Origin of the sequence: Limnospira indica PCC 8005 (assembly GCF_000973065.1) — a bacterium.
Taxonomy (GTDB): domain Bacteria; phylum Cyanobacteriota; class Cyanobacteriia; order Cyanobacteriales; family Microcoleaceae; genus Limnospira; species Limnospira fusiformis.
In genome coordinates, this window is record NZ_FO818640.1 from 5,068,422 (window position 1) to 5,094,146 (window position 25,725).

The window sequence follows — 25,725 nt, forward strand, 5'->3', positions numbered from 1 at the left end:
CTCTGAACGTAGCCAGTTAAGGCTATAGCTGGTCAGCTACCTGAAAGGGGGGCACGAAGCCCCTGTGCTTCAGCCGGGGGTGCTGACTATCGACGACAGGAACTGCTAGAAAATCATATCGCTGAATGATGCGGGCGACTTCTTCTTGGTCTGTATAGGTTTGTACAGAGACAAAATCCCGGCTGAGGATTTCACCAACGGTTTGCTCTAACTGAGCAGTTACTAAGTCGCGCAGGGAGAGAATGCCAATTAAATGGCGATCGGAGTCGGTGACATACAAAGAATAAACGGTTTCGGTAACATGGGCTAAACTGCGAATACGCTCTAAACTCTGACCTACGGTGTACTCTTCCTTGAGGGAAATGTATTCAGGAGTCATAATTCGCCCGGCTGTGTCAGCCTCATAACCTAGTAATAAGGCTGTGGCTTGGCGTTCAGATGGACTCAGTTCGGCAACTAAGCGACGCACGACGGCGGCGGGTAGTTCGTCAAATAGTCTAGCGCGATCGTCCGGGGACATTTTATCGACAATATCGATGACTTCCTGGCGTTTGAATTTTTCGCACAATGACTGCTGAACGCTAGAGTCGAGTTGCTCATAAACCTTGATCGCCTCATCCTTGGATAATAGGCGAAAGGCAATGACCTGCATGGTTTCGGGTAATCCCTCAATGGCTTCGGCAATGTCCGCTGGTTGGACTGGAACTAAAATAGCCTTGGCAGTTTGCAGATCTCGGCGTTCTAACAATACTTGTAGTTGCGATCGCACTAATTCCCTCAGTTCTTTACGCGACATGGTAGACAGGGGAACGGATGGTTGAGGGTTTTGAGTCAAGGGATGATCTCCAAAACTGCTACTGAAAATCTTAGCGTGACATGAGCGATCGCTGCTCCTGCCCAGAACTTTTCTAACCAGAAACCCGGTTTCTTTTAGGTTCCTTGGGTAGGGGCGGGTTCAACGGTTAACCATACCCCACACCAGCCGACTGTCTAAACCCGCCCCAGTGATAGAAACGGGCTTTCTTTTAGATTCCTTGGGTAGGGGCGGGTTCAACGGTTAGCCGTACCCCACACCAGCCGACTGTCTAAACCCGCCCCAGTGATAGAAACGGGCTTTCTTTTAGGTTCCTTGGGTAGGGGCGGGTGGGAGGGTTAGCCATACCCAACACTAGGCGACTGTCTCAACTCGCCCAAGGGATAGAAAGAAGCGTTTACCTTTGCCTTGGAGTTGTAGAAGTCCAGATTGGTGTCAAGGGACTTAATGCGATCGCTTTTTTGTCCTAACTGGGAATTTGTACTTGTTTTGTCCATTTTCCCAGTAGGCTACCTTCCATTGGGTCAGTCTGATAACTTACTCCTTGCTTTCTCCCCTGGGACAGTTAATCCGGCTAGTGCGATCGCTTAACCTGGTGGGATTCTGTCTGGACTGATTTAGGATTGTGTATATCAGGTTCATTAGTTCGTTGTCTCTGGAGTTAACTTCAGTAATTAGTTTCTGGTTTTGTTTCATCAACTGCCAGACTAAAAAAACTGTAATTCCATCAGTTCCTAGCTTGACTATCTCAGGTAATGTATTAGAATTCATCGTTGTTTGTTTTGTCTTTTTTTAAGATTAATTCATTATAGTCAGTGGTTTTGGCTAAATATCTTTCAATATGTTTTAAAGTAAGCCAGACCAGTTGTTTGTCCCCTTGACATTCGCTTCTGACTGAACTTCTTAATCTATCGATATCTTCTTGATTTTTTTTGACATTAATTTGGAGTTCAGTATGTTTTGCTGAAAGATACCAAATACCTCCCGAAAAAGAAATAAGCCAACCAATAATTAAAGCAATTTTTTCAATTTCTAGATGCATAAAGTTAGAAACTCCTGTACTTTCAAAAACTAAAATTAAGTTTTGAAAAAATTGCTGGTAGTTCGTTTTCGGGTAATTCGGATAGACTCCCAATCACCCGAAAAATTTAGACCGTTGGCAAATTAGAATTGTGGTCTACTAATAATTCCTGAATTCTCAAATTTTTGGTAGAATGACAATTGTCTATCTATCTGTCTTGTCACAGAGCCATCCGGTTGTAACACTATATTGAACAATGTCTGAGCAGAAACTACGTTTAATCGTTGAACATCAGGTAGTTGGTTGCGTTCGACTTGTGCCTGGTAAAAAGCCTCAACAAATTCGTAAAGTTCTACGGTAGCGTCTACGTTTTCAGCTTCCGAACCTAATGACCCCAGCAAGGTTTTTAAGGTTGAACCATCTGGGAGATGGTTGATTAATTGAGCGAGAGAGATATTCATGTTAAGCTACAAAAGCCTCAATTATTACGTTAAACTTTAGATCCATTGTAGGATGATTTTCGATCCATGTTGCGTTTTTGAAAAACCGGCGGCGGACTCCTAGCTTTCTAATTGTCCAGGAATTATCTGTAAATTCTTCTATGGGCGGATAATTAATCAGTTGTGGTTCTTCTGTAACGTATACAGTTCTTTGTCCTGTTACCCAGCCAAAACTCCCAGAATCATCACGATAATGCCCTCTGATAAGCAGCATTGACCTATAGCCATCATAGGGATTTTTCCAACGCCCCCAATCAGTTGAAAATTTAAACCTCAATAATGAGTTTTCAGTAATTGGGGGGTTGTGAATTATCCATTCTTGGGTAGGCTGATAGCTTGAAGCTATCAGTTTCCATGCACCATAAGCGTCGGTAAAATCCATGCCTTATTTGATAAGTAGGCGGCGTTCAAAACCAGCGTTCATGACGCTCTTACCATTTAGAGTCCTACCGTTACTATTGTAATACGTCAAAGCCTCGTTTATTTTTTCCTTTGTGCAAAAAAGTCTATAAGTAATTGGCGGTTTGGTAGTGCCGTTGTTGCACTGAACGGCAAGCCTTACTAACAAACCAGTTCGCATTAATTCCCCGGTGTCATACACTGGATCATTAGCGTTGGCTTCTTCTACGGGGTATACGCCTAAAACATCTTTAGTTCCGGCTGTATACATTACCGCACTGGCTCTAAAGACTCTAACTTTAGTACCATCCATTGCCTGACAGAGTTGTGTTCTAGCCATTAATATTTTGTCCTTTCTCTATTAACGAAAATCAGCCCTTACGCGATCGCGGCAAGAAGTAATTTTCCCAGTACCATCCCAGGCTTTGCCAGCTAGTTTTTGGATTGCATCAGAAACTTTGTTTGTGGGTACATAAATATCAGCCCCAAAATATTTGTCACTTTTCCGATAGTTAATCCGCATTTTCATCAAGAGCCCCTCTTTGACTGCTTGATTTGCCTTTACCATTTGCGCGGTGACTTCACTAGCGTCTGTGTGGGCTGTCATTCCCAAGTGCTCAGCAATGCCATCGTATCTTTTAGAAAGCCGAGCCGCCACTTTCATGGTTCCCGTCCCCCCTGGCGCTGGCGCATCCCAACTATAAATTTTCGTATTTTCTAAACTTGGCATCCAATACCCGCCTTGTTGCTTCAAAACTGCTTACTACTTCATTCATAGCAGACATTTTTAGGAGGTGGAACATATACGGAAACCTATAGGGTTTCCGGATATGCAAGGAGTTTTGTTTGGTCTAAAAAAAGTGTTGGGGTTGTCTTCTAATCGGGATTTCTATATAGATGACCGTTGTAGTCACAGAGCAGGATAGGCTCATTGAGCATCTCTAAAAACAATTTTGCTTCCCTAAAGTAGACGTACCCGACCGGACGGCGGCGCGGCGGTTTGATTTTGTTACCCAATATCGTCACTTCTGGAGATGTGATAGGGAACGCTTGGGCTGGATTTTGGTTGGTCGATGTAAATACTTTGGAGTTGTCAAACTCGATCTCCATCACCTCGCAGATGCGCTGGTAGAGATTGACACCTTCCGCCGTGCTGGTCGCAAAAACAAACGATTCTAACCCGGAGGATTTGTCCCGATAACTAACCGATTCCCTTCCTTTGCGGAACCGGAACTGCTGGGGCTGTAGAAAGTGCTGGAAAATTCTTTGTGCCAAACTTCTGATATTGGCTTTCGTCAGCAAGTCCCCGACTCCGTTTGGATTTTCCGTTTTTCCCACCAAACGGAAACCGACTCTCGCTTCCAGTTGTCGGTAGCCTTTCTCCACATCCTCAATTCTTTCCAAAAAGTACAGCACAACTTTAGGAGCGCCCCGGTAACTGATACCCGTTGAGACTGTGCTATCGGATTTTTCGCTACTGCCGCTGCCCTCGTAGTGGATTTGCAGGATTTGCCTAATTAGTTCCTTATCGTTCCCGGTCAAGACAACTGATTTGTTTTCGGAGCGATCTGGAAAATATTCTATTGTTCGGTGAAGCCCAACCTCCTTAGATGTTTTTCTGTCGGAAGGATGCCACTCAATATAAGCCGGGCGAGAACTCGCGTCTCCTCTCCATCTGGGGATGGTATCTCCGTCGCTGTTTCTTAGATTGCGCGCCGGATAGTTGGTGCTTAAATTGGGGAGTTTTGGGTTGGATCTATAACGCAGCTCTGGATAACCCGCCGCCCAAGCATCAAACCAGTCGTCAAATTTTAGGTCGCTGGCATTGAGGAGATGATCGATCATCTTCTCCATCCATCCGAGCTGAGACAACTGCAATGCCAAAGCTGACTCGGAACCCGCCATCAGCAGCTTGTAATCTGGGTTTTTTCTGTCAGGCTGCAGTTGGTAAACATCCCAGTTGGGTTGCAATTCTATTCGGACTCGTTCCGGGCGCTTATCCGAGAGTTTCGTGATGCGCCTTTGGCGAGCCATCATGATATAAGTTTGTTGGGTTAGCCTTCCAACATTTGCCATAAATACTCCCTCTCTCAGCCGATTAATTTACACAGGAATCCACTCCTCATAAGTTCCCTGGTCTGTTAGTAAATCCCCTAATGTTTCAAAGAAAGTAGAGGCTAATGATTCCATACCCTCCCACTGTTGTTCATTTACCCAGTCAAAATATTCATCTGCTTTAATCTTAGACCAGGTTTCCTCTACCTTTTCAGAAACGATAAAAGGCGACTGTCCTTCTTTCCCCCAAGTCTCCTCCTTATCTAACAACTTAGCTGCTACTTTCCTGGTGTTAATATAAGTTATGACAAACAGTGCTTTTTTAGCAACCTCTTGAACCGCATATCTAAGCGACGACAAGGCTTCTACCAAAGTATCCTTAATGGTTGGGTTAATCATACACATGGCGGCGATCGCGCCTTCTCTAATTCTTAGAGTTGTTGTCGCCGTGCTTCCTACCTTGCCTGCAACTAAAGCAGCCAGAGATTTTCCGACTGTCTCTCCCAAGGGAACATATAAAGCGTTAGCTGCTTGTTTTAAATCATCCATCATTTTTTGGTCAGATGCTGCCCAATCAAAATTATACGCTTGAGAAACTCCTTGGGTTAATTTGCCCATTAGTGTAGGCACTGTTACCCCCAAAAAACCGCCTACAAAAGCCGGGTGGGCTGCTACTAAACTCCCCACACCCGCACCAACAAGCCCTACAGCTTTTCCACCAACAAGCAGCACAGTCCCGGCAATTACACCACCCGCTAGAAGCCCTGCTACTTTAGGAATCATAGGGGCTTCTAATAGCCAATCTTTGAAAAATCCCCAGTTGCCTTTTTTGATGTTTTCTCCAATAGCTAAGGCACCACCTTTAAGACTTCCGGCCCATTTCTTAAAATCAAAAGATTTTAAAATCTGAACCTCTTTATACAGTTGAGATGAAAAAGCATTAAACCATTGTGCTGCGATTTCCTTGCCAGCTACAGCGGTTGAAGTTAGTTCTTTCAGGTCTACACCTACAACATTAGACATAATTTATTAACCTATTTCGTGGTCATTGTTGGGCAACAATCTTTCTCGGCGGCGTTGGCTTGGCGACTTTCCAGTAGACAAGTTGTCAGATTTAATATCACGAATCTCCATTAACTCGTCATTAGTTTTGATGAGGCGGGGCTGCTGTTCCCGACTGGGGGCTGTCTTGGGTTTATCCTTAAACCCAGATGCTGTCATGGCGTTATAGTAATTCATCAACCAAGAACGTTTAAACTCTTCAAAGTCGCCGCCCCCAACTGCTGATGCTACATTTAAATATTCCAGATGCAGCCGGAAATCTAACACAGCGATCGCTTCTTCAACTCTGCTCTTAGTGTCATTTTTCAACTTAGCCTTTTCCTGTCCTGCCGATGGCGGTTTTTTCCCACCACCCGAATCCGGCTGGGAATTACCCGAACCCCTTGGCGCTCTTCTTTTACTCATGATAAAACTATGACCTTAATTTTGCCGCTATCCCTATTAAAACCTCATAGAGGTCATTACTTTTAGCCCTAAACTCATCAACCTCTATTTCATAGTCGTGAATCTCCAACAAATCTGGCAGCATGGCTTCCGTCGTGTCTTCATCATTCAAATCAAGTTTAGGCTCCTGACCTTTCTTGTTATCCTTTCCAAAACCCTTTCCAGCCCCCCAGTGTTTTTTACCAAAAACATTAAACTCAATTGGCAGTGTAACCACCTTCGAGATAATGGGAATTCCCAACCCGTCTAAAATCGCCGACGTTCGATAATACAACTTAGCCAAAGTTCTATACATTCTCGTCATTATATAGGCTAAACGAATCTGGATATTTAGCCGGTTGGCGCTATCACCTTTTAACTCAATCAAAAGTTCAGTCTGAGCCTTTAATATTGCCCCCAATGAATTAAACTTTAACTCAATAGTCTGGTCGCCTTCTTGAGCTTTGTTAGTATCCTGAACCTTCACGGTAACCGGAGCGTCAAAACCATAATTATCTATGGTTTTGAACAGGTCAGACATTATTTCCAAATAATCTTTGTTTATATGATTTCCGCGCCCCTCTGGCATCATCATATTAGCTGGAACCTGGAAACTCTTATCTAGCAACTTCCTTACCCCTAGGGCTTTATGGATTTCCCTAGTCATTTTAATCAAATCTTCACAACATTCTTTATTCATGTCCCTCAATATTGGTAAACTTGGCGGCGGTTCTGGTTGATAATTGTTGACCCATCTACACGGGAAATCTGGATGGTTTATCCCGTATACACCTAGATAATATTTGTGTTGAATAATCCAATACCAATCGAGCAATGTTGTATTATTAGTTATTCCTCCCGATGGGACAATAGCTGTAGCCAACACAGACCCCATGGTGGGCCTTCCCGAGCCTAATACTGTTAGCGACTTATTGTAGTATCTCGGACCGTTCAATCTAGTAGCTCGCCCCGCTCTTTTTACGGTTGTATGTAATCCTATTTGAGTAGTATGACTAGATAACCCTTCTTCCTTCTGCTTACTGGCTCTCCACTTGTTAATGGATGCTATATTTGTGTATCTTAAATTAACTCGGCTAATCGCAACCCCTGCATTATAATAAATAGAAAAACTCAACCCTAACTCATACGGTAAATATCTGAAGGTTGTCCCTACCAATGATTCTAGCAAAGCCCTATTTGGTTCACTTACAACGGGACCAGCAAACATTTGATAATACGACAAATAAGGTATACATAAATAGCCAGTAAAACCTGGAGGGGGACCGGGAATGCTTGTATCAATGCTACCGGCATCCCCTGCGTTTTCCTCTTCTTCACCACCACGGCGATTGTCGTCGCCTTCCTCATCCCTATCATCCTCGCAAACATTCCGAGCAAAAGTAACAGTCTTGCCAAACATGGTCACGCTCATGGTTTGCTCACATTCCCCAAGATAAACCGAGACATTGGCATCATTAATGCTGTCAATTGTTCCCCCAAAACCTTTGGGGTTGCCATCCTCATCAAGGTCTACAAATCCGTGAGCAGTGCTGCCTATCTTCTCAGCTTTTATGCCTCTCCTAGTTCTGCCATCTTGTAAATCTTCAGCCTCTGCGCTTATTTTTGGCTTCATTGCCTGGGCAAATTCAACTATCCCCCCCACGTCTATCTCAATGTCTCCATCGTCGCGGGGAAATCTTACTCGCGCTCTGGGTTTGTCGTCGGCTTCTAGTCTTTTAACCTCTCTTTCTATGACATCTATAGCTTGCCTATAGTTGCGATTCCTTACAATGTCTCTTGTCCTTCGGCTACGTTCCTCTACTTCTCGCATGGTTCGCACTCCTGCCTCAACTCAGGAAATAGTTGCAGCCATCCCTCTTTGGTCAATTTTCGTCCGCCAACAACCCATTCCCGTTCCATTGTTTCTATGGGTTCCAAGGAGACAAGTTTAATGGTTTTCCGTTGTTTTAGGGTGGGAACAGACAGGGGGCGATAGGGACTAACAGAATCAGACAAAAAAGCTGCAATTGGCAACACTTCCAAAAATGGAAAGATATGGCACAAATACTCTATTCTTTCCAGCCATTGCTCAAGGACAAATCGATAATTTTCGTCTTGGGCTTGAGAGAGCCTTCTTTGCCTCTCTTCTGGGGAAGGAAAATCAACAATGGTTTTATATTCTTGGGGAACATGAGCCAATGCTTTTAATTCTCTACAAATCAAATATCCATCGGCGGGGCGACCGGGTAGCAAAAAATGGCGGTTAAACACATCCTTATTTGTAGCTATAAGAATCTCTAACCGCTTATCCCATAGATGAACAGGATTAACCGCAGATTCTAAGGATAAATCTACCGGATAATTTTCTAAGTCATCTAATCCATAAAAAGCTATCATCATGTGTAAGAACTCTCCATAATTAAAACAGTTGTCGAACCTTCTACTACTTTACCCCATATCGCGTCAGTCGGAATAAATCCTGATACATTACCGGGATAATAAATCTGACCGGGTGGCATTCTGAATGGGTGAGTAGTTGCATTATTTCCCGATGCACCCAACCCCCAAAGCAATTGAGTTTCTCCCTGGTTCTGAATTTCAAAATAAGCACGGTTGGGATTAGCGGGGGCGATTAATATAGGATTAGGTCCGACTGTTATTGTGTTCATCAAGGTGTTAGCCGGGCGTTTAGCCATCAGTATCAAGTCTAACTCTATCCTGTATTCACCCTCTATATAAATGGTGTCATAGCCGCGATTAGCACTTATTGATCCACCGCCTAATATGCCGTTACCGTAATCCTTAAAACTTAAACCTAACTGGTCATCTACTCCAAATATTTTTACCTCATTGGCAGTTAAATAAGGGTTGATTAGAGGCACATAAAACCGCCGCCCTCGGTTTTGGATAACCGGACAAGCTGCCTCAACCCAAGGATTTGACGAGCCTTTTCTTCTCAGTAATTGCAAACCAAACTTAGGGTGATTGCTCTCTAATTTCATTAATTTAGCTGCCCTTTCCGCCGCTGAATCCTCTGGGTAAAATTCGGGATAAGGAGAACGAGTAAAACTCGGACACCAAACTGATGCAGTGAGACTTTCTAAAAAAGCATTAGCTCGCCATAGCCACCTGGGGTCAATATGGGCAGAAATGGCAGTAATAGCATTAGAAACATTCCACAGTGTTAACGGATTGCTCACATAACCACTGGCATTACCCTGATTAATTTCAAATGAAAAGGTGTCGGTTTCTGATAAGCGATTTTCTGCCATAGGTTAAGGATTTAATAAGTATGGTTTGGCGGCAGAAGTCATGCCATTGGTGTAGTCAACAATTACGGGATAGTCGGTTAAACTGATGGTGCATATTAACGGATATTGTCCATCTCCCCTAACGTTAGGTCGGATAGAAAAATCACAATGTTTTTTGGCGGGTTCGGGGTTCAGTGCGGGGCTAAATTCTGCGATGTGTTGATGTATGACTAAATGCAGTAAAGCACTGGCTAAGTCGGTTTGGTCAAAAGGATAACTGCCTATACCAGGTTGAAAGCTACCAACAAACGGATCTACGATTTTAATCGCGCCATCTTCTATATGAGCCTCTAGCTCGTCAATATCCAGGTTGACAACAGAATCCTCTTCATTGAGAGTTAAATCCATAATGTCTTTTCCTGTGATGTTAATCGTCAGGTCTTTTTGTCTTTGTAGCAATCGCCGCCCCATGGCTAAGGTTAAGGCTTCTAGTGTAGTTTCGGAAAAATCGGGATAGACTCCCGGCGTGATGTTCATGTGAGAAAATAGAAGTGGTTACTTCCATTCTACGATAAATGCCTATTCGATTTGCAATGCGTCCTACCGGTGGCGGGGGCGGCGGGGGCGCTTATTATAGATTTTCCAAGTCGGGGACGGTTCAACTGGCGGCAGGGGAAGAGGTGGAAATTATCCCCTCCACATCGTCCCCGGTGAGGCGAGAAATTTCCATCAAGGGGGAAAATCCATTCTCCATCAGATGGGATGGTAGCGATCGCTCATTGCCAGTATTTGAAGATGCGACCTATTTTGATAGCAGCGACGGGGGAATCTCTCTTTTTGCGACATCCGCCACCACCCAGACGGTAGAACTCTGGGTTAGACAGGAAACGGAAATTGATTATGACTTAGGACAAGAATCAGGAGAAATAGACGATATGCCAATGCCGGATTTATCTGTTAGACCTTTTGGACCGTTACCTAACCCATACCTTCATGCTCCTAATGCTATCTACAACGCCGCAGATGACTCGGATAATATCAAATATGGACAATTGGCAACTGTAGCATCAACTTTATATCAGTTTGATGTGTTTTTTCCTGGGCAAATGTATAACTTCACCATCAAAGGGACAAGTAGCTATCAACTACAGCCTGGTGAAGTAATTAAAGTGTTCTTGTGTCCACGCGAAATCATGGCAATGGCTTTGGCTCAAGTAGCCGTTTACAAGTGGGAATTGTATAGCGATATTAACATGAACCATCTAGTTGACTGGGTTAAAGGACATAGTGAAGCGACGACTGTGGAATCCCTAGAAGGAGGCTTTAGTCTTGTTCCCACAATGAGTAAGCAGATATTGTTTTTTGACACTTTCCCAGATGAGGAGACCGATCGCTTTTTGTGTAACTGTTCTTACACGCCTAATCTAGCCAACCCCAAAGAGGGTGGAGAATTTACTATCAACGACCTGACTCCCCCCTTCGGTTATTGGTAGATCTACCTGCGGTAAATAAGCGATCGCCTTAATCTGAGTTTTCCTAAGATGGGGGGGAAGCGATCGCATTACCGGCTGGCGAACAAATATAGGAGAGGCTGATCCGATCGCCCGCCGCCAATCCCCCAAGTCTCCGAGTTGATTCCATCTGGCTCAGTCCGTCCACTACAATAGGTAAACAGGAAGGGCGATCGCTTAATCCGACCATCTGGGCAACTAGGGAGAAACCATAGCCAAGCCAATTACAAACCTATGAAGAAAAACCGAATCGGTCAGGCTTCCATTATCCCCGACGCGATCGCCTACAGAATTCAGAAGCAGTGCAAATATGACTGGCAGCGAACCTTACTAGCAATCTTGATGTACACCGGCGAACGAGTGGGAGCTGTGAGGTTACTGCGAATCCCTGACGTTTATGTTTCCTCAGCTTCCCGTGTTGTCCTGCCAGAAATAACTTTTCGATCCGAAACTCGTAAGCGCGCGGGCGGGAAAGATGGGGGAGTCCGCCAAGTTCCCATTTCCCAAAAACTTAGAGAGATTCTCGGAACCTACCGCATCGGTGGCGGCGAGTTTCTGTTTCCTAGCCCATCTGATATATCCAAGCCCGTTACCGTTCAGGCGATCGATAAGTTCCACCGGTCGGCGATCGCTCGTCTGGGATTAGAAAGCGAGGGCTACTCGCTCCACAGCTACCGCCGCACTTTCATTACCAAGCTCTATAACAAGGGAGTCAATACCAGAACCATCATGGCTATCACAGGTCACAAATCTATGGCATCTTTACAGCGCTACATTGATGCCGATCCTCAAAAAATCCGAGACGCGATTGATGAAATCTAAGGCGGCGATCGCTATCAGTGTTATCCAGGGAGAAATGGGTTGCTGCTATGCTTTGGAGGGCCGAACGCCACACACCGCCTTAGATACTTCCAATTTTAGCGCTAAACTTGGCACTTTGGTATTTTGGACAAAACATCAAATATTCTTACACACGGCAAACGACGCTAACCAGTGTACAGTAGCACTTAGCGCCGTTTTAGGTTGGGAAACGCTCCTTGATTTTTCTGTGAAATCACAAAATTTTTGGGGGTATAAAATCTCCTTTGGGGGAAATCTTAGGACGCGCCGCCGGGGAAATTTCCACCACCCGATTTAAGTGCTGGAAGTTTCTCTAGGATAGTTTCCAGAGACCAGTCCAACTCGATCCACTGTTCTACCTGGTTGGCGATCGCCTTCGCTTTTTCGCTGAGATGAGGACCTGCCAGATAACAAACCTGCTTTTTCCCCTGATAAAGATAAGCGTACTTATTGCCGTTTGTGTCTTGGGATGCTGATTTGGTTTTCCAGCGAACGGTTAGGCGATCGCTCTGGGAAGTTTTCACCGGGGATAAATTTTCGTCACCCTGGGTGACGGCTACCCATCCTAGATATTTAACCTTGCCCTGTTCGCGCAACCTTTCCAGAGACTTAATCACGCGGCATTGTAGGAGTCCAGTAGCTTGGCTAATTTGCTTTATATCCTGATTCGGGCAACTTCTGAGACATCTCAAGACATCCTGATCATCCCAGCCTGGATCAAACGGCTCTGGATTTTCAAGTTCCGTCACCCTGGGTGACGAAATTGCTAAGGAAAGCTGCCCCGGTGTGGATTGTCTTTTCATCGGCTGGACCCCCTGCCATCATCATCTCCGGTGGTGATAGCTCGAGTATTTATAGCCAAAATTGCCAATTGTGAGTTTTTGGCTATGCTGCGAACCAGGAAAAGCCTTGCCACAAAAGGACGATTGTCATAAATTAGGGCGCTTACTATATCAATATCACAGGCGATTCGGGAAAAAGCAGCGTAATCCTTTTTAACCAGGTCTCGAAGTTCCAGCACTTCGGACTCAAGTTCCCGCACTTTAGACTCAAGTTCCAGCACTTCTGGGGGAACGGTCGGGATGGTATCAGTAATCTGATGAGCGATCGCCGACACCGGGGCAGGTGATTTTTTAACTTTTTCGTCACCCTGGGTGACGGAATTGGTGGCTTGATGCGCGGCGGTTTTGTCACCGGTGATAGTTTGGGGATTAGAGTTCTGTCTGTTCATGGCTAACATGAGGGTAATAGGTTCGGGGAGCCAGAAAATAAATAGCACCCCCCGCTGGAACGAGGGGCGCTTGATTTACTCTGACACCTGCTGGAGGATCTCTTTTTTGATTTCCTCCATCTGCTCTTTTATGCTTTCCTGAAAATCACGGTTGGCCGCTAGTCTTTGCTCTAATCTCTCCTCATGAGCCTTGATGTAATCCATGAACCGCGACGACAATGCCTCCAGCAGGTCATTTACTTTGCCGCTTGTTGTCGGCTCAGTTGCCCGCCCTTGATCTCCAGCATTCCCCTGGCAATCTGCTCCACCAGTTCCGAGCGGTTTAGATCCACCTCCTTCGCCATCTGGTCCAACATATCTATCGCGCTTTGAGTCACTGTTAAAGTTACGCGACTCTTTGTTTCCCCGTACTGACCGCGTTCTGCGCGGTTTCCGTATAGCTTGGTTCTTTTCATCTTGGTGGTCCATAACGACTCATCAAAAAAATAACACGAAAGGTATTTACATACACATACATACTATGCTATCTTAAAAATCAAGTAAGTGCAAAGTATGTACTTACCCTTAAATCTATCACCTGCGGCCAACTGAGGAAAAGGGGGTAGGCGGCTCTCCCGGTGGATCTGGGACAGCGATCGCATTAATTGCGAACTACGAGCGCCTCTTTTAACTCACTTCCTGCGGCCACTATTCGAGCGAGAGAGATAAAAAGCCGGATATTGAGAGCGGGGAAGTTGATAGATGTAAGCGATCGCCATGAGGTTGGTTAAGCGATCGCACCAGTCAACCCTATATATAAGGTCAAAGCCTATGGTGAATAGAAAAGCTAAGGCCGCAGAATTGCCTAGCGGGTTTCACCGCCTAGACAAAAAACATCAGCGGATCTTCTTGGTTACTTGTTTAGCTTGGATGCTGGCAGACCGACAAGTTGCGGCTAACGGGCAGCAACAAATCGGACGGCATTTAAGAAGGACTGCTCAAACAACTGTGTTCAAACTATCTGATGAGGAGGTAGCCCACTACATTGCAGAAATAGAGGATTCCCTACAGCGGAATCCCCAACTAGCCGGACCCATTGGTTTGGTGTTCAAAGTTCACAACTCGTAATTCCAAAAGGAAGGGGGAAACCCGAAATTTCCCCCTACCCACCATCGTCCTTTAGCAAAAGGAATTTGAATATGAGCGATCCTAATTCGCCCCGTTCAGTCATCAGTATAACATCTGATGCTGCTACGGGTCAACTCAACTTGTCCGAATCACTAACACCAGAGGAGGTTTTTGCCTACCTGAGTTTAATCAGCAAAATGCTCGAATATACACCCGATGAATTGGAGGAAATCCTATGGAAACACCAGACAGAAGAGAGATTCCGCTCTCCCATTCTGCCGTTTCCGACACAGCAAAATCCGTCCTTTTAGCATTGCTGCAAAATCCTAGCCTTGTCTATGAGTTGCCATTAACAACTCAGCAGGTTGGTCGGCTGCTAAAGGAAAGCTGGTATCTCGCCAATGAAATGCTGGCAACTTACCAGAGGAGTAATGGGGATGAACTGAGAGCGATCGTTTTAAGCGGTCGCCCTAACGAGGAGGTGAAAAACTACGATGTCAACTAGCCCCAGTAACGACCCGTTTGCACGGATCAAACTTCAGGCTGCGGCTACTTCCAATCAGGAGCTAACCCGTTGCCTACAACAAATGATTGAAGTTCTGGAGTCACAAAACCCCGACTACAGAGAAGTTAGAAGTCAACTGCTTAGGGCTACCTGCCTGAGTTATGAAGTAGTGCGACATCTCGATGCTGCCAGCTTTAGTCTCGGTCAGTAAATAAAAGGGCTTGGGGCTGCTTATCTCAAGCCTTCCCCAAGCAAGCCAGTCAGGAGTTTCTGATGCGAGAGTTATGCGAGCGATCGCTTTCTCTTACTCACCATTGGCGCTTAATCATAGCACCATCTGACTGGTTAATGCTAGACGTGCGCGCGCCGTGAGGATATAGGCGATCGTCTCTCTCCCCATCTGGATAGATAGGCGATCGCTTCCCCCCCCGGTGTCCGCCAATCAGTTACACCAGCAATCTGGAGACAGAAAGGATGAAAAAATTAACCAACGAACAGAAAGTCGCTCAACTTAGTATCTTGCTGCAACACTTAGAACCCAAAGCCTTAAACACATTGCACAAATCGTTTTTGGATCGGTTTAATCAGGAGATTGCAGTCAACCCCCAAAAGCAGTATGTGAAAAAAATGCTTGATGCGATCGAGAACGGGGAAGTTGTTGCTAACCATGAATCAAGCGCGGGCGATCGCCTTCTCATTTCTATGGCTTGGCAGATGTTCTCGGCTAGTCCATCTGTTCAGGAGTTTACTCACTTTGATGAGTTTACCCGACAAGCGCTTGCATCCTACGCGGTTGCTGCCCTGAAAAAAACTAAGTTTTTCTTAGAAATAGCCAAAACCTTTATCACCGAAGACCATGGAGAATCTGGAGAATGAAATCTACTTAGGCGGCCTGCTAGATATCGCCGCCAGTATTGAAGATTACGCCGAGAGGATTAATGTTCGCCTTGATGGTTTTTCGAGGGAAAAGCCAGAACATCTAGCCGAAGTGATTGGTTATCTACAACTAATCAAAGACCTAACCACTCAAGGATTAAAGGAGGCTAAAAAATTGTGACCAATGACCGCGACCATCTGGACGAACAATTGAGGCGACTGCCAGGGTTTAAGGAGGAGGCTTTAGATATCAGCTACATGGTGAGGAAACTCTACTATGATATCGACCAGATTTTTGGCTACTGCTTTAGCGACAAACTCACTAAACCCCACGCCCAAAAGCAATTTCTCAACAAACTAGAGAAATTTGTTACCAACACCCAGGAAGCCGGGAAACTCATTCCCCAACTCATTGAAAAAATTGGAGGCTCTGATGATGACTAGCACAAACCAGCAAAACCCACAAACCCAATACACCAAACAGCTAAAAGAGGAAGTCTTAAAGTCCATTGAAAACATTAGCGTACAGGTTTCCTCTTTGTGGTTAAAAGCTCAAGTCCCGAATCCCGATGAACCCTTAACCAGGGAAAACATCAGTAACTACTTGGAACAGCTAGCACGGGTTGTGAAAGTAGAAGCCAACAACTACAGCGAGAATCTTCCCGACGATGAGGATAAACATTCCCCTTACGAATGGGTTGATTTGACAGTAGATGCAACCTCGCTTATGGACTGTTTATTAAAAGCTAAGGCAAGTATTGATAACACCATTGCTCATCTAAGAGTTATCGATTTTGCCACTAACGTTAAACCATACCAAGATGTTGACATTTACGCAGCACACCTTAACTACTGCCATGAGCAAATTTCTACAGACTTGGAAAATGTACTTGCTGAATTACAAGATCTAGATTTCACCGCCTGATGAGTCCTGACCGGTAAAGGACGAAACTTCCTCCCGCTGCTGGGGGGAAGTCGCGGATAACCGGGTGATTCCCTCCGCATTGATGACTAGCCCCCCTACTACGAAATGGGAGGTTTCCCTCCCCACAGTTTTACTGGGGGCAGAAGTCAGTAATCATTTCTAGCTGGGTTCCAACCCCGGCTAGATCTTAGGCGAGTTTACTCCCCCGGATAGAATGGGCGAAAGCCGTAACAGCTTCTTGGGAGTGATTTTCCACCATACTTAACAGGAAAAATGAATAGTTTAATAGTAGGCCTTGACGTTAGTTCGTCGTGGTGCGATGCCGTGTGGTTGGAATCGATGCCAACCGGTGCTGTGCGGGATTTTTTCGACTCCCCAGCATTTGCTGAGTGTCACCGAAAACTGGAAGCGAACGCGAAGTCTATCCAGTTTCTGGTGTCTTTGGAGCCGTCTGTCGTGGTATTAGAGCCGACCGGAACTTATAGCAGGTTCTGGATTGACTCTCTCCATCGGGAAGGAATCCCAGTCTTGAAAGCGGATCAAACCATGATCAAGGACAGTCGGAAAAGCTATGGGGGAACTTCCAACAAATCTGACCCCTATGATGCTCTCATCATGGTGATTACTTACTTTCAGCACTACCAAACCAATTATGATCGCCGGTATTGGGTACGGGAGCGGCCGCCAGCGGTTGCCAAAATTGAGCAATGCCTGAGAGATATTCAGTCCTTTACCAAGCGGCGCACTCAAGTCATAAACCAAGCCAAGTCGCGGCTGGTCTATGAATTCCCAGCTAGGGCTAAAGTTCACGTAAAAAGAGAAGCTGGGAACCTAGATCCGGACAAACTGCCAGCTTGGTGGGCTTGGGCTTGTGGCTGGACTTCCCAAGGTAGTTGGGAAATTCCCAAAGGGGTTAAAACCAAGTTTGACAATGAATACGCGAAAGCGATCGCGGCGGGTGAAGGGACTGGCATTAGTGTAGTGACTGCCCGACTAGCCCAACAGATTTGTATGTGGCATCAGTCGGAGGCAATGGTAGAGCAGGAGATGCTCGGCTACCTGAACCTTCCAGAATTTGATTGTTACCACCGGGTGTTTGATAAGTTCGGTTTTGGTTCCCGCGAACGAGGCTGGCTGCTCACTCGGATCGTACCCTTTGATGAGATGTTTAAATGCCTTCCCAAGTCTAAAGCCATGCGACGATTCCGGCAGTTGTGCGGGTTGGGGGCTACTCAAGTGCAATCTGGGCAGGCTGACACTCGTAGCAGTTTTACCGGAAGTAAAGAGGCGCGATCAACCTTGCATCAGTTTGTTGTACGGGCAATCGAGAAGGGGACTCATCGCGAACAGAAACCGGGTGGAGGTGCGATCGCGACGACCCCCTACGATTGCCTTTCCAAATCACCAGAGGCTCAGTCTCTTAGACTCTACTGGGTGACTAGAGCATACCACAAAGGGAACAAAGTTTCCGGGGGCGGCGCTCAAGGCTGCCAGGAATGCCACATCCAGAAAGCTGGCTGAGACTTTATTTAAGGCTCTGTGGGATATGCGATAATCTACTTCATTCATAGTCTTATTACAAAGCCCCGCTAACTAATTGTCTCGGCGGGGCTTTTTATTGTTCAAAGTTTGGGGGTAGGATAGAACTGATACTGACAGAGTTACGTCCTGTTAGCAGATTAACTGAACATTGCTTGACAATACTCAACAATCAGTCTAAGCTAGATAAGTACACAACCAGCGAGCTAAATGCCGAAATATACATCACCGAGTGAAACGGCTCAATACTTTGGTGTATGCTTACATACTTTAAGAAGATGGGAAAAAAACGGCAAAATTCAAGCGCTCAGGACACCATCAGGGCAGAGACGATATGATATTGCCTCCTACACGGTCTCATCAAACGAGAGAACGCAACGGGCAATTATCGCTTATGCCCGCGTTTCAAGTCGCGGACAAAAAGCAGACCTTGCGCGCCAAGTTGCAAAGTTACTCGAGGTCTACCCCAACGCCGAGCTCGTCACTGATATCGCCAGTGGTCTTAATTTCCAAAGAAAAGGACTTAGAGCCATTTGGGAGCGAGTCCGTAAAGGCGATGTCGGATTTATTGTGGTTGCCCACAAAGACAGACTCGCCCGTTTCGGGTTTGACCTCATCTCTTGGTTGTGTGAACAAGATGGTACAAAAATCGTGGTTCTCAAGCAAGACGGTTTATCCCCAGAGCGAGAATTGGTTGAAGACATCCTTGCCATTGTCCATGTCTTCGGTTGCCGACTCTACGGACTCAGAAAGTATAAGTCTGCAATCAAAGAAGATCCGGATTTATCCAAGCCTTGAACTGGAAAAAACCTGGAAAAAATGGCTGGCGGCTTGCCGTTATTGTTTTAACCAAGCCATCGCTATGCAGCGAAGCTCGACGCGGATGATTGGTAAGCTGAAGTTAAGAAATCTGGTAATGCAATCAGATTTACCTCAATGGGTGAAAGAAACGCCTTGCCATATCAGACAAAACGCGATATTTGACGCATATCAAGCATATAGGGCAAGCCGTGATGCCAAGTTCAGAAGTATTCGTAACCCACGACAGACAATCAAATTCAATGATTCTAACTTCACCAAAGGAACATGGTACAGCCAGTTAACAAAAACACTATCGTTTAAGGCAAGTGAACCGGTACCAGTCAGATGTGAGTACGGCACTCAATTAGTTTATCGGCGCGGCCTATGGTTTGCTATTTTCCCTGAACCCGTAATCGCAACGCATACATCTTCCCAAAAAATAATTGCCTTAGATCCTGGTGTCAGAACTTTTTTGACCGGATATGACGGCGATAAAGTCATTGAAATTGGCAGTGGTGACATGGGACGAATCGTGAGATTATGTCAATATTTAGATGATTTAATTAGTCGTTCAACTAAGGTAAGTGCTAAACAACGCCGTTCAATGAGAAAAGCGGCTAATCGGATTCGAGAAAAGATTCGGAACTTAATTGATGAAGTACACAAAAAAACAGCTCATTATCTGACTAATAACTATGGATTAATTTTTCTTCCTCGCTTCGAGTCCTCCCAAATGGTAGCCAAGTCAAGAAGAAAAATTAGATCTAAAACAGTCAGAAGTATGCTGACTTGGGCTCATTATCGATTTAAGTTAATTCTGAAACATCAAGCAGCAAAGCGTGGTTGCGTGGTGCTTGATGTGGGCGAAAGTCACACATCTAAAACCTGTGGAGCGTGTGGACATCGCCACGCCCAACTAGGTGGTGCGAAGATACATAAGTGTCCCCACTGTGGTAGTCAAACACCTAGAGATGCGAATGGCGCACGTAATATAATGTTACGTGCTTTGAGGGATTCCTCCTTTACTGTCAGCAATGATGGTATTGCTATAGTTACAGTCCGAGCATTGTCAATCAATGTTCAGGAATGTTCAGCTTAAATGAATCAGTGCTGATTGATATGACCAAAACTAGGCCGAGTGACGTTAAATAAGTAGGTCTCTGTAGTCGGTCCAACAATCCCGGTGGTAGTGATATTATAGGCTTGCTGAAATTGAATTACAGCATTTTGGGTCTGGCCGTCAAAAAAACCATTAATCGGGCCATTATAGAAGCCTAACTCCCTTAACCGCCTTTGAATGCGCCGCACATTTTCTCCGGCGTTACCCATTGCTATATATGTATTAGGATTAGTTGCCACAGGTCTGACGACGAACCCTGGACCGGCTGGAGCTGCGGGTATGATGGGGCGTTGGATAGTAGCCCTAGCTAAATGGAATTGGGTGGTGGGTCCCACTTGACCTGTTTGGGTGATGGCATTATCCCGTTGGAAGCGAAGGACAGCCACGCGGGTAGATTCACCAAAAACCCCATCAATCATCCCTGTATAGTACCCTAATTGCTGTAATCGCTGCTGAAGTGCAATTACATCTGCTCCCCGACTTCCCAGCAGGAGAATTGAGGAGGGATTAGATTGGTTCATGGAAACATTGGTAGGGTTGGAAGTGATACCACCATGACCCAACACCTGTTGACTGGCGAGAAGGCTTTGGGTAGTGGGTCCAATAAAGCCTGTGGGGGTGAGACCGTTCACCATTTGAAAGTTACGAACGGCTTGGAATGTTACCTCATCATAAAAATTGGTAATTTGACCTGGGAAAAAACCGAGTCGTTGCAATTCTCGTTGTACTAAGCCGACTATAGGGCCAAAACTACCGGGACCAAGGCTAACATTTCCAGCGAGGCTACCTGTGCCGCGATTGAGAATGGCTAGGGTGTCTTCTGTAACTAGACCTGTGGCTGCAATTAAGTTGGCTTGCTGAAAACGAATGACGGCATCCCGGGTGATTGGTCCAAAATATCCGGTGGAGTTGTTGTTGAAAAAACCAAGATTTCGCAGGCGATTTTGGAGGCTGGTAACTCCGGGTCCGCTGTCTCCTAATCCTAAACCGATTAATTGGCGATCGCTGACTGGGATAGTATTGAGAGGCCGACTGATGGCGTTCTGGTTGGTTGCGATCAAAGCCACAACGGTATTAGGACCTACTATGCCATCTTGGACTAAACGGTTATCGCGCTGGAACCGAATAACTGCGTTTTGAGTTTCCTCACCAAAGTATCCGGTGGCGTTAGCGCTTAAATATCCTAATGCTCTGAGGCGGTTCTGAATTTGGGTAACTTCGGGTCCGAAATCCCCAATAGCTAAAACTGCCTGGGCTGCATGAGTTATGCTCAGAATCAGCAGCACTGTCCCTAGAGACAGAAGCCACCGATAGGCTAGAGTAGATAGTTTTCTGTTGAGAATGAGTTGCTGAGGATTTTCGTAACTCAGGGCGAGGTACAGATAAGCATAGGATTCCATCATAATTCTTCAGGAAAATATAGGAATGGGAAACACTTAACCCAAAAAAACCTAAGTTGCGGCTTCCCTTTCCATTATATCACTTATACCAAACCTGCGCGATCGCATAACATCGCTACAACCACTGAAAAAGCGGTAATTCCCAAGGCTACCCAAGGACTTTGACCTTGACTAACAGCGAAAGATGTGGCTACTCCAGCCCCTAAGCCAGCGGTCACGGCTGCACCAATCGGATCACGTTCTGATTCGGGTTTATACATAGTCTTTAGAATGATAAATTCCAATGGCTGCCACTGTAGCACCATGATTGAGAGGGTGGATGCAAAAGTTGCTAAATTGAAATTAAGGTTTAACTTTAGATAAGTTTCTTAACATTCGGTGGGTAAATTCGGGGGGTTTTTTAAGAAAGTTAACAAAATCGGCTCTGGGTCAGCAGGGGCTGGTATTTCCTCTCAATTCATCCTCACAGGTCTAGGGCTGCTATTCCCACCTGTCTAATTCTTGAAGGGAGTTTTGGAATAGGCTAAGAATTTGGTCTCTGCGGGTTTCAAAGTTGGCGGCACCCCAGATAAAAATTAATCCGCCGATCAAAACTACTATCCATTTTAAAAAGGAGTAAACTGAGTTTAAAATGATTAATTGATTGACAATATTAATAACAAATGTGGCTGTACCAATGTACAGAAAAGCACGAGTTTTTAGGCTTAAACCAGCACCAATGGCGATTAAACTAATGAGACCGGGAATAATTCCTACCCATTGACTTTCTAATAAGGAGATTACGCAAATTAAGCTAATACTGATGATGCGGATTAGGTGTCGAAGGGGTCGGCGTTGGGAACCTTTTAAGTAGGGTTCCACCTGTATAATATATAACATTGATAAAGCGGGAGGGGTGATTAGCCACAGTAAATAAGTATCTGCTGGACTGGCGAGAATGGCTTTTAAGATTACCCAATTGAGCAGAAAAATACTAATGTAAGTAAAGCGAATATTTTGACTTAATTCGGCTAGGAATACATAGAAAATGGCGGTGATGACGGTGGCTATATACCAGGAGGGTAGTTGGGGGGGATTAATGAAACTATGAATAATTGCTATAGCTCCTATTGGGAAAATGATGGCAGACCGTCGCCAGGGTGTCTGTGACCATCCCCAATTTTCCCAGGGGAATATATAGAAATAATAGGCAATTAGAGAAGCGATCGCACCTATCCAAGGAAACAGAATATTTCCCCATCCCAGGACATCAATCATATAATAAAGGATGGCTACGGCTTGCAATAAACCCAAATAAACCCAGATATCTTGTGGTTGTTGGTGGGGATGACTGCGACCCTGTACGATCGCATAACGACTGAGAAGGATGCCACTTCCTAACCCTACTAATGCACTAGTATTTCCGGGCATAAAAGATGATATTACTAATAATACACTAGCGATTAACCAATGGCAATGAGCGATCGCTTTAATTTCTGCCGCCGCCAGGTTCAAATATCTGGCTAAGGTTGATGATAAGATCCGATACAGATAGACGAAGCTGGTAGTTAATACGGTGAAGGCGACTAATTGATTAGCTAGGGGTTGGGAACTCACTTGCTGGAATAACATTTCTCCGGTGGCGACGGATACTCCGACTATTCCCAAATAAACTAGGGGTTTTAATGAAGAATGTCGCCGTCCTACTCCTATTAAAATAAAGGCAAATCCCAGGCTATTTAAGCCAGTCCATACGGCTATTTCATTAAATCGCAGAACTGTTCCCAATATACCATATAATAAAGGGATAACTTGCAGGGATTTGGGTAGACTCAAATCTGGGTGTTTTTTGTGCCACAAATCACCGCCTATTTGGACAATAATTCCTAAAGCTGTATTAGCGATCGCCAACAGAATTAAAGAGTGCGGTAAAAATGCCAAGATTTCAGATACGAGTAATTGTATCCCCCAAAATGTTCCATAAATACCATTATCAAAACTGCGAGTTGACAGAGTGGCTGTCTGAGTCCGAAATACTATGGCTGCTACAGTTAAAGCGATGATTATGACAGCGAATAAACTCGGTTGTCTTTGTTGTTGAAAAACTAACAGAGAATGAAAGGTGAGCAGTAGTAACTGTATCGCCGCCAGTGAAGTTCCCCACAGGTCTGCTGCTTGTCTATAGAGTTGGGATAACGAGGCTTCCCGGTTGAGTAAATTATGCCGTAATATCCACAGACTATTAAATACTATGGCGTTAATAAGTAACCAGTCTAAGCTAGAAATTATCGGGAATTCCCAGAGGATAGCGGTTAAGAAACTGAGACCAAACCCTACAGCGATCGCCGCTACAATTAGCCGACGTATATAATAGGAGTTAATGGCAATTATGACGGTGCTTATACCTAAAGATATCGCCCGAATTACAGGTATTTCGACTGTCAACAGTTGCGCGACTACTGTAGTCACAATGGCTAATTCAGCGGATTGTTTTTGTTTTGAATTGCTACCATATTTCCCGACAAAAGTCAAGCCCAAAGGTGTGATTAACCAGATTAAATTGACAGGTTCAATGCTATTGCTAAGTAGGAGATAGCTACAACCCGCCAAGACTAAACCTAGATAAAAACCACTTTTTCCCCAACTATGATCTGGGGTATCATATCGAGATATAAAGTAATGATGACTGGCGACATATAAGCCAAATTCTGCTACCATTAGCGACAATAAAATTATCGACCACTCGGTATAGTTAAGAGTAGGAATTAGCCAGTTGATGCTACTCACCAAAGCTAGTAAAGCGGTGATATGGGTTACATATACTCGAAATGGTGGGCGATAGTTTCGGCGTTTAGTAACTACGGCTAAGGTGAAAGTTGAGGCGATTAAATTAAGCGATCGCGTGAGAGGATTAATCACCCCCAACAAGGCTAAAAAGACTCCTAATAATAATGCGATTTGCTCGCCAAATAATGCCAATTTACGCTTAGGTATTTGATACAGCCACTCAGTAACCGCCAGCATCAAAATCAGATAGGGAAACCAGGTTAAGCTAAGTAGTGACCAAGGGTAATTTTGGCTGTTAGTAATTTCAGCAGCAGTGATAATAGTAGTTTGTCTCATACCACTAGGAATCATGAGTCCTAGTAACCAAACCATCTGTAATCCTATGGTAAAGATTACTAATAAATCCCGCCGTCGCCAAGAGTTTCGCAGGTGTTTAGTCCAGATAGAAATTACCAAAGCGCTAATTAGAAAACCGTGCCAAGGATAGGATATCAGAGAAATTAACCACCCTAAAAGTAGTAATCCGTAGCCGCCACGATTTATTAAAGGTGAGGAAAAATAGTAGATTAACCAGCCACAAATCCCTACAGCCAACCCTAAACCATTAAGGGGGAGTTCGGCGACAAAGATGCCGCGACTAAGGATAATAATTAGGCTATAAATTAACAGCGCGATATCACGATTAGCTAAGGGTTGATGATTGAGTTTTTGGCGAGTATAGAAGGATATAGATGCGGTGATAATTACGGCTAAATAAATGGCAATTATGGGAAAGTTTGACCAACTCCACCCCCAGTGAAGGGAACTGACAAGTAATAAATTGGCGAGTTGTAGCTTCTGGGGAACTGATGGTGTAGAATAGAGTTTAATGGTGGTACTGGATAGCAGGAAGGTGGCGATCGCAATGGTGATCCATCCTAGGGGATATCCCCATAATCCCAAGCCATCCATTGCCCAAAAATTGAGGGGAATTAACAGTAAGGTAACTTGACGCAAAGTAGCAGCAGTCAAGGTTAAGTTATTCTGTTTTTCCGTCCATTGGCTACCTACCCAAAATGCCAAAGTATAAGCTAGTAATACTCCATATTGTGCAAAAGCGGGGAATCTTTCCCACTGACTCGCCGCCAGTACGCCGGAAGATACCACCACCATAAACAGTCCTAAAAATAGCAGCCAACGCACACTGAGTTCAGCTTTGAAAGACTGTAATAATTGGGTAAATACGGGGGTAATGTTGGGCGGTAATGTGGCGGTGAAAGTAGTTTGAGGTTCCCTAATAATAGGTGGTTGAGCTTTCCTAACAGGGGGATGATATACGCGGGAAGGTGGCGGTAGGGGTAGAGGTTGACTTAGATGCAGCTTACAGAGTTGTTTAACCTGTTCTTGAGAAATTAAACCTAATTCTAGCCAATATTCCAAACCATCCAACAGATCTGGATTATCTGGATTAATGATAACTTTAACCGCGATCCATCGTTCCCAGGGTGAGGACATAGTTTGAGGATAGTTAATTCATGTTAATAGGTGAGTGGAACCATTCTGGCATCGAAAAATGATTTTGGCAAGATTTGCCAAGTTG

At 44.9% G+C, this 25,725-nt stretch carries 33 protein-coding genes and 1 pseudogene; 12 read left to right on the top strand and 22 right to left on the bottom strand.

The genetic code is table 11. The features are described from left to right. Window positions 1–82: 82 nt before the first annotated feature. The 15 genes and pseudogenes from mgtE to XZ46_RS22375 all read right to left on the bottom strand — a co-directional run. Window positions 83–796 (bottom strand): annotated as a pseudogene (gene mgtE / locus XZ46_RS22310) (magnesium transporter); the annotation flags it as partial. Between the two features lie 356 nt (window positions 797–1,152). Further along, window positions 1,153–1,311 (bottom strand): hypothetical protein, encoded by a 159-nt coding sequence (locus tag XZ46_RS34730; protein WP_155839128.1) that lies wholly within the window; start codon window positions 1,309–1,311, stop codon window positions 1,153–1,155. Window positions 1,312–1,351: 40 nt separating this feature from the next. After that, window positions 1,352–1,585, bottom strand: a complete 234-nt coding sequence (locus tag XZ46_RS22315; RefSeq protein ID WP_006623220.1) for a hypothetical protein — start codon at window positions 1,583–1,585, stop codon at window positions 1,352–1,354. After that, a complete protein-coding gene (locus tag XZ46_RS22320) occupies window positions 1,575–1,856 on the bottom strand; it encodes a hypothetical protein (RefSeq protein ID WP_228116399.1) in 282 nt (93 codons plus the stop codon). The genes XZ46_RS22315 and XZ46_RS22320 overlap by 11 nt, the downstream gene beginning before the upstream one ends. Window positions 1,857–1,978: 122 nt before the next feature. Continuing rightward, on the bottom strand, window positions 1,979–2,296 hold the full coding sequence (locus XZ46_RS22325; protein ID WP_006623222.1) for a hypothetical protein: 318 nt from the start codon (window positions 2,294–2,296) through the stop codon (window positions 1,979–1,981). A 1-nt stretch (window position 2,297) separates the two neighbouring features. Continuing rightward, a complete protein-coding gene (locus XZ46_RS22330) occupies window positions 2,298–2,717 on the bottom strand; it encodes a hypothetical protein (protein ID WP_008053796.1) in 420 nt (139 codons plus the stop codon). Window positions 2,718–2,720: 3 nt separating this feature from the next. Beyond that, window positions 2,721–3,074: a hypothetical protein gene (locus XZ46_RS22335; RefSeq protein ID WP_048895248.1), complete on the bottom strand. Its 354-nt coding sequence runs from the start codon at window positions 3,072–3,074 to the stop codon at window positions 2,721–2,723. 21 nt (window positions 3,075–3,095) lie between these two features. After that, complete coding sequence (locus XZ46_RS22340; RefSeq protein ID WP_048895249.1) at window positions 3,096–3,464, bottom strand: hypothetical protein; 369 nt, start codon at window positions 3,462–3,464, stop codon at window positions 3,096–3,098. Window positions 3,465–3,610: 146 nt separating this feature from the next. After that, window positions 3,611–4,810 carry a hypothetical protein gene (locus XZ46_RS22345; protein WP_048895250.1) on the bottom strand — a complete coding sequence of 400 codons (1,200 nt, stop codon included), beginning with the start codon at window positions 4,808–4,810 and terminating at the stop codon, window positions 3,611–3,613. Between the two features lie 27 nt (window positions 4,811–4,837). Further along, on the bottom strand, window positions 4,838–5,812 hold the full coding sequence (locus tag XZ46_RS22350; RefSeq protein ID WP_048895251.1) for a hypothetical protein: 975 nt from the start codon (window positions 5,810–5,812) through the stop codon (window positions 4,838–4,840). A gap of 6 nt (window positions 5,813–5,818) precedes the next feature. Next, window positions 5,819–6,256 carry a hypothetical protein gene (locus XZ46_RS22355; RefSeq protein ID WP_006623227.1) on the bottom strand — a complete coding sequence of 146 codons (438 nt, stop codon included), beginning with the start codon at window positions 6,254–6,256 and terminating at the stop codon, window positions 5,819–5,821. A gap of 7 nt (window positions 6,257–6,263) precedes the next feature. Next, window positions 6,264–8,105 carry a hypothetical protein gene (locus XZ46_RS22360; protein WP_048895252.1) on the bottom strand — a complete coding sequence of 614 codons (1,842 nt, stop codon included), beginning with the start codon at window positions 8,103–8,105 and terminating at the stop codon, window positions 6,264–6,266. Further along, on the bottom strand, window positions 8,093–8,674 hold the full coding sequence (locus XZ46_RS22365) for a hypothetical protein (RefSeq protein ID WP_048895253.1): 582 nt from the start codon (window positions 8,672–8,674) through the stop codon (window positions 8,093–8,095). Before XZ46_RS22365 ends, XZ46_RS22360 begins: the two co-directional genes overlap by 13 nt. After that, window positions 8,671–9,546, bottom strand: a complete 876-nt coding sequence (locus tag XZ46_RS22370; RefSeq protein ID WP_048895254.1) for a hypothetical protein — start codon at window positions 9,544–9,546, stop codon at window positions 8,671–8,673. Before XZ46_RS22370 ends, XZ46_RS22365 begins: the two co-directional genes overlap by 4 nt. A 3-nt stretch (window positions 9,547–9,549) precedes the next feature. Further along, entirely contained in the window at window positions 9,550–10,062 is a 513-nt protein-coding gene (locus tag XZ46_RS22375; RefSeq protein ID WP_008053817.1) for a hypothetical protein, read from the bottom strand. Between the two features lie 38 nt (window positions 10,063–10,100). On the opposite strand from XZ46_RS22375, the gene XZ46_RS22380 reads away from it, so the two are divergent. Continuing rightward, window positions 10,101–11,018 (top strand): hypothetical protein, encoded by a 918-nt coding sequence (locus XZ46_RS22380; protein WP_008053818.1) that lies wholly within the window; start codon window positions 10,101–10,103, stop codon window positions 11,016–11,018. Window positions 11,019–11,061: 43 nt separating this feature from the next. Here XZ46_RS22380 and XZ46_RS35570 read toward each other — a convergent pair whose 3' ends face one another. Beyond that, complete coding sequence (locus XZ46_RS35570; RefSeq protein WP_164468734.1) at window positions 11,062–11,226, bottom strand: hypothetical protein; 165 nt, start codon at window positions 11,224–11,226, stop codon at window positions 11,062–11,064. A 44-nt stretch (window positions 11,227–11,270) separates the two neighbouring features. Between XZ46_RS35570 and XZ46_RS22385 the strand changes: the two genes are divergently transcribed. Then, window positions 11,271–11,858, top strand: a complete 588-nt coding sequence (locus XZ46_RS22385) for a tyrosine-type recombinase/integrase (protein ID WP_008053265.1) — start codon at window positions 11,271–11,273, stop codon at window positions 11,856–11,858. Window positions 11,859–12,133: 275 nt separating this feature from the next. Here the strand turns inward: XZ46_RS22385 and XZ46_RS22390 are convergent, their stop codons facing one another. From XZ46_RS22390 to XZ46_RS38610, 3 genes are all read right to left on the bottom strand, one after another. Beyond that, the gene (locus XZ46_RS22390) at window positions 12,134–12,679 is read right to left on the bottom strand and encodes a winged helix-turn-helix domain-containing protein (protein ID WP_174447143.1); all 546 of its coding nucleotides are present in this window, start codon (window positions 12,677–12,679) and stop codon (window positions 12,134–12,136) included. After that, on the bottom strand, window positions 12,676–13,107 hold the full coding sequence (locus XZ46_RS22395; protein ID WP_048895465.1) for a hypothetical protein: 432 nt from the start codon (window positions 13,105–13,107) through the stop codon (window positions 12,676–12,678). Before XZ46_RS22395 ends, XZ46_RS22390 begins: the two co-directional genes overlap by 4 nt. Window positions 13,108–13,182: 75 nt before the next feature. Continuing rightward, window positions 13,183–13,575 carry a hypothetical protein gene (locus XZ46_RS38610; protein WP_008053826.1) on the bottom strand — a complete coding sequence of 131 codons (393 nt, stop codon included), beginning with the start codon at window positions 13,573–13,575 and terminating at the stop codon, window positions 13,183–13,185. Between the two features lie 342 nt (window positions 13,576–13,917). Here XZ46_RS38610 and XZ46_RS22405 point away from each other — a divergent pair, with 342 nt between their 5' ends. The 10 genes from XZ46_RS22405 (at window position 13,918) to XZ46_RS22450 (ending at window position 19,959) form a co-directional block, all read left to right on the top strand. Continuing rightward, complete coding sequence (locus XZ46_RS22405; RefSeq protein ID WP_006623238.1) at window positions 13,918–14,214, top strand: hypothetical protein; 297 nt, start codon at window positions 13,918–13,920, stop codon at window positions 14,212–14,214. Window positions 14,215–14,449: 235 nt separating this feature from the next. Next, window positions 14,450–14,719, top strand: coding sequence for a hypothetical protein (locus XZ46_RS22410; RefSeq protein WP_006669629.1), 270 nt, complete (start codon window positions 14,450–14,452; stop codon window positions 14,717–14,719). Next, window positions 14,709–14,930 carry a hypothetical protein gene (locus XZ46_RS22415; RefSeq protein ID WP_008054200.1) on the top strand — a complete coding sequence of 74 codons (222 nt, stop codon included), beginning with the start codon at window positions 14,709–14,711 and terminating at the stop codon, window positions 14,928–14,930. Before XZ46_RS22410 ends, XZ46_RS22415 begins: the two co-directional genes overlap by 11 nt. Window positions 14,931–15,193: 263 nt before the next feature. Further along, window positions 15,194–15,595, top strand: a complete 402-nt coding sequence (locus tag XZ46_RS22420; RefSeq protein WP_008054202.1) for a hypothetical protein — start codon at window positions 15,194–15,196, stop codon at window positions 15,593–15,595. Continuing rightward, complete coding sequence (locus tag XZ46_RS22425; RefSeq protein ID WP_006623244.1) at window positions 15,576–15,776, top strand: hypothetical protein; 201 nt, start codon at window positions 15,576–15,578, stop codon at window positions 15,774–15,776. Before XZ46_RS22420 ends, XZ46_RS22425 begins: the two co-directional genes overlap by 20 nt. Next, the gene (locus XZ46_RS22430; protein WP_006623245.1) at window positions 15,773–16,039 is read left to right on the top strand and encodes a hypothetical protein; all 267 of its coding nucleotides are present in this window, start codon (window positions 15,773–15,775) and stop codon (window positions 16,037–16,039) included. Before XZ46_RS22425 ends, XZ46_RS22430 begins: the two co-directional genes overlap by 4 nt. Continuing rightward, window positions 16,029–16,520 carry a hypothetical protein gene (locus tag XZ46_RS22435; protein ID WP_228116400.1) on the top strand — a complete coding sequence of 164 codons (492 nt, stop codon included), beginning with the start codon at window positions 16,029–16,031 and terminating at the stop codon, window positions 16,518–16,520. Before XZ46_RS22430 ends, XZ46_RS22435 begins: the two co-directional genes overlap by 11 nt. A 339-nt stretch (window positions 16,521–16,859) precedes the next feature. Then, entirely contained in the window at window positions 16,860–18,041 is a 1,182-nt protein-coding gene (locus XZ46_RS22440; protein ID WP_230428073.1) for an IS110 family transposase, read from the top strand. Window positions 18,042–18,269: 228 nt separating this feature from the next. Then, window positions 18,270–18,857, top strand: coding sequence for an IS607 family transposase (locus tag XZ46_RS22445; RefSeq protein WP_006669633.1), 588 nt, complete (start codon window positions 18,270–18,272; stop codon window positions 18,855–18,857). Further along, on the top strand, window positions 18,778–19,959 hold the full coding sequence (locus XZ46_RS22450) for an RNA-guided endonuclease InsQ/TnpB family protein (RefSeq protein ID WP_071533553.1): 1,182 nt from the start codon (window positions 18,778–18,780) through the stop codon (window positions 19,957–19,959). Before XZ46_RS22445 ends, XZ46_RS22450 begins: the two co-directional genes overlap by 80 nt. Before the next feature lie 5 nt (window positions 19,960–19,964). Here XZ46_RS22450 and XZ46_RS22455 read toward each other — a convergent pair whose 3' ends face one another. From XZ46_RS22455 to XZ46_RS22460, 3 genes are all read right to left on the bottom strand, one after another. After that, window positions 19,965–21,383, bottom strand: coding sequence for a peptidoglycan-binding domain-containing protein (locus tag XZ46_RS22455; RefSeq protein WP_006623250.1), 1,419 nt, complete (start codon window positions 21,381–21,383; stop codon window positions 19,965–19,967). Between the two features lie 80 nt (window positions 21,384–21,463). Then, entirely contained in the window at window positions 21,464–21,640 is a 177-nt protein-coding gene (locus tag XZ46_RS35575) for a hypothetical protein (protein ID WP_008054248.1), read from the bottom strand. A gap of 220 nt (window positions 21,641–21,860) precedes the next feature. Beyond that, window positions 21,861–25,640, bottom strand: coding sequence for a hypothetical protein (locus tag XZ46_RS22460; RefSeq protein WP_006623252.1), 3,780 nt, complete (start codon window positions 25,638–25,640; stop codon window positions 21,861–21,863). Window positions 25,641–25,725 lie beyond the last annotated feature (85 nt).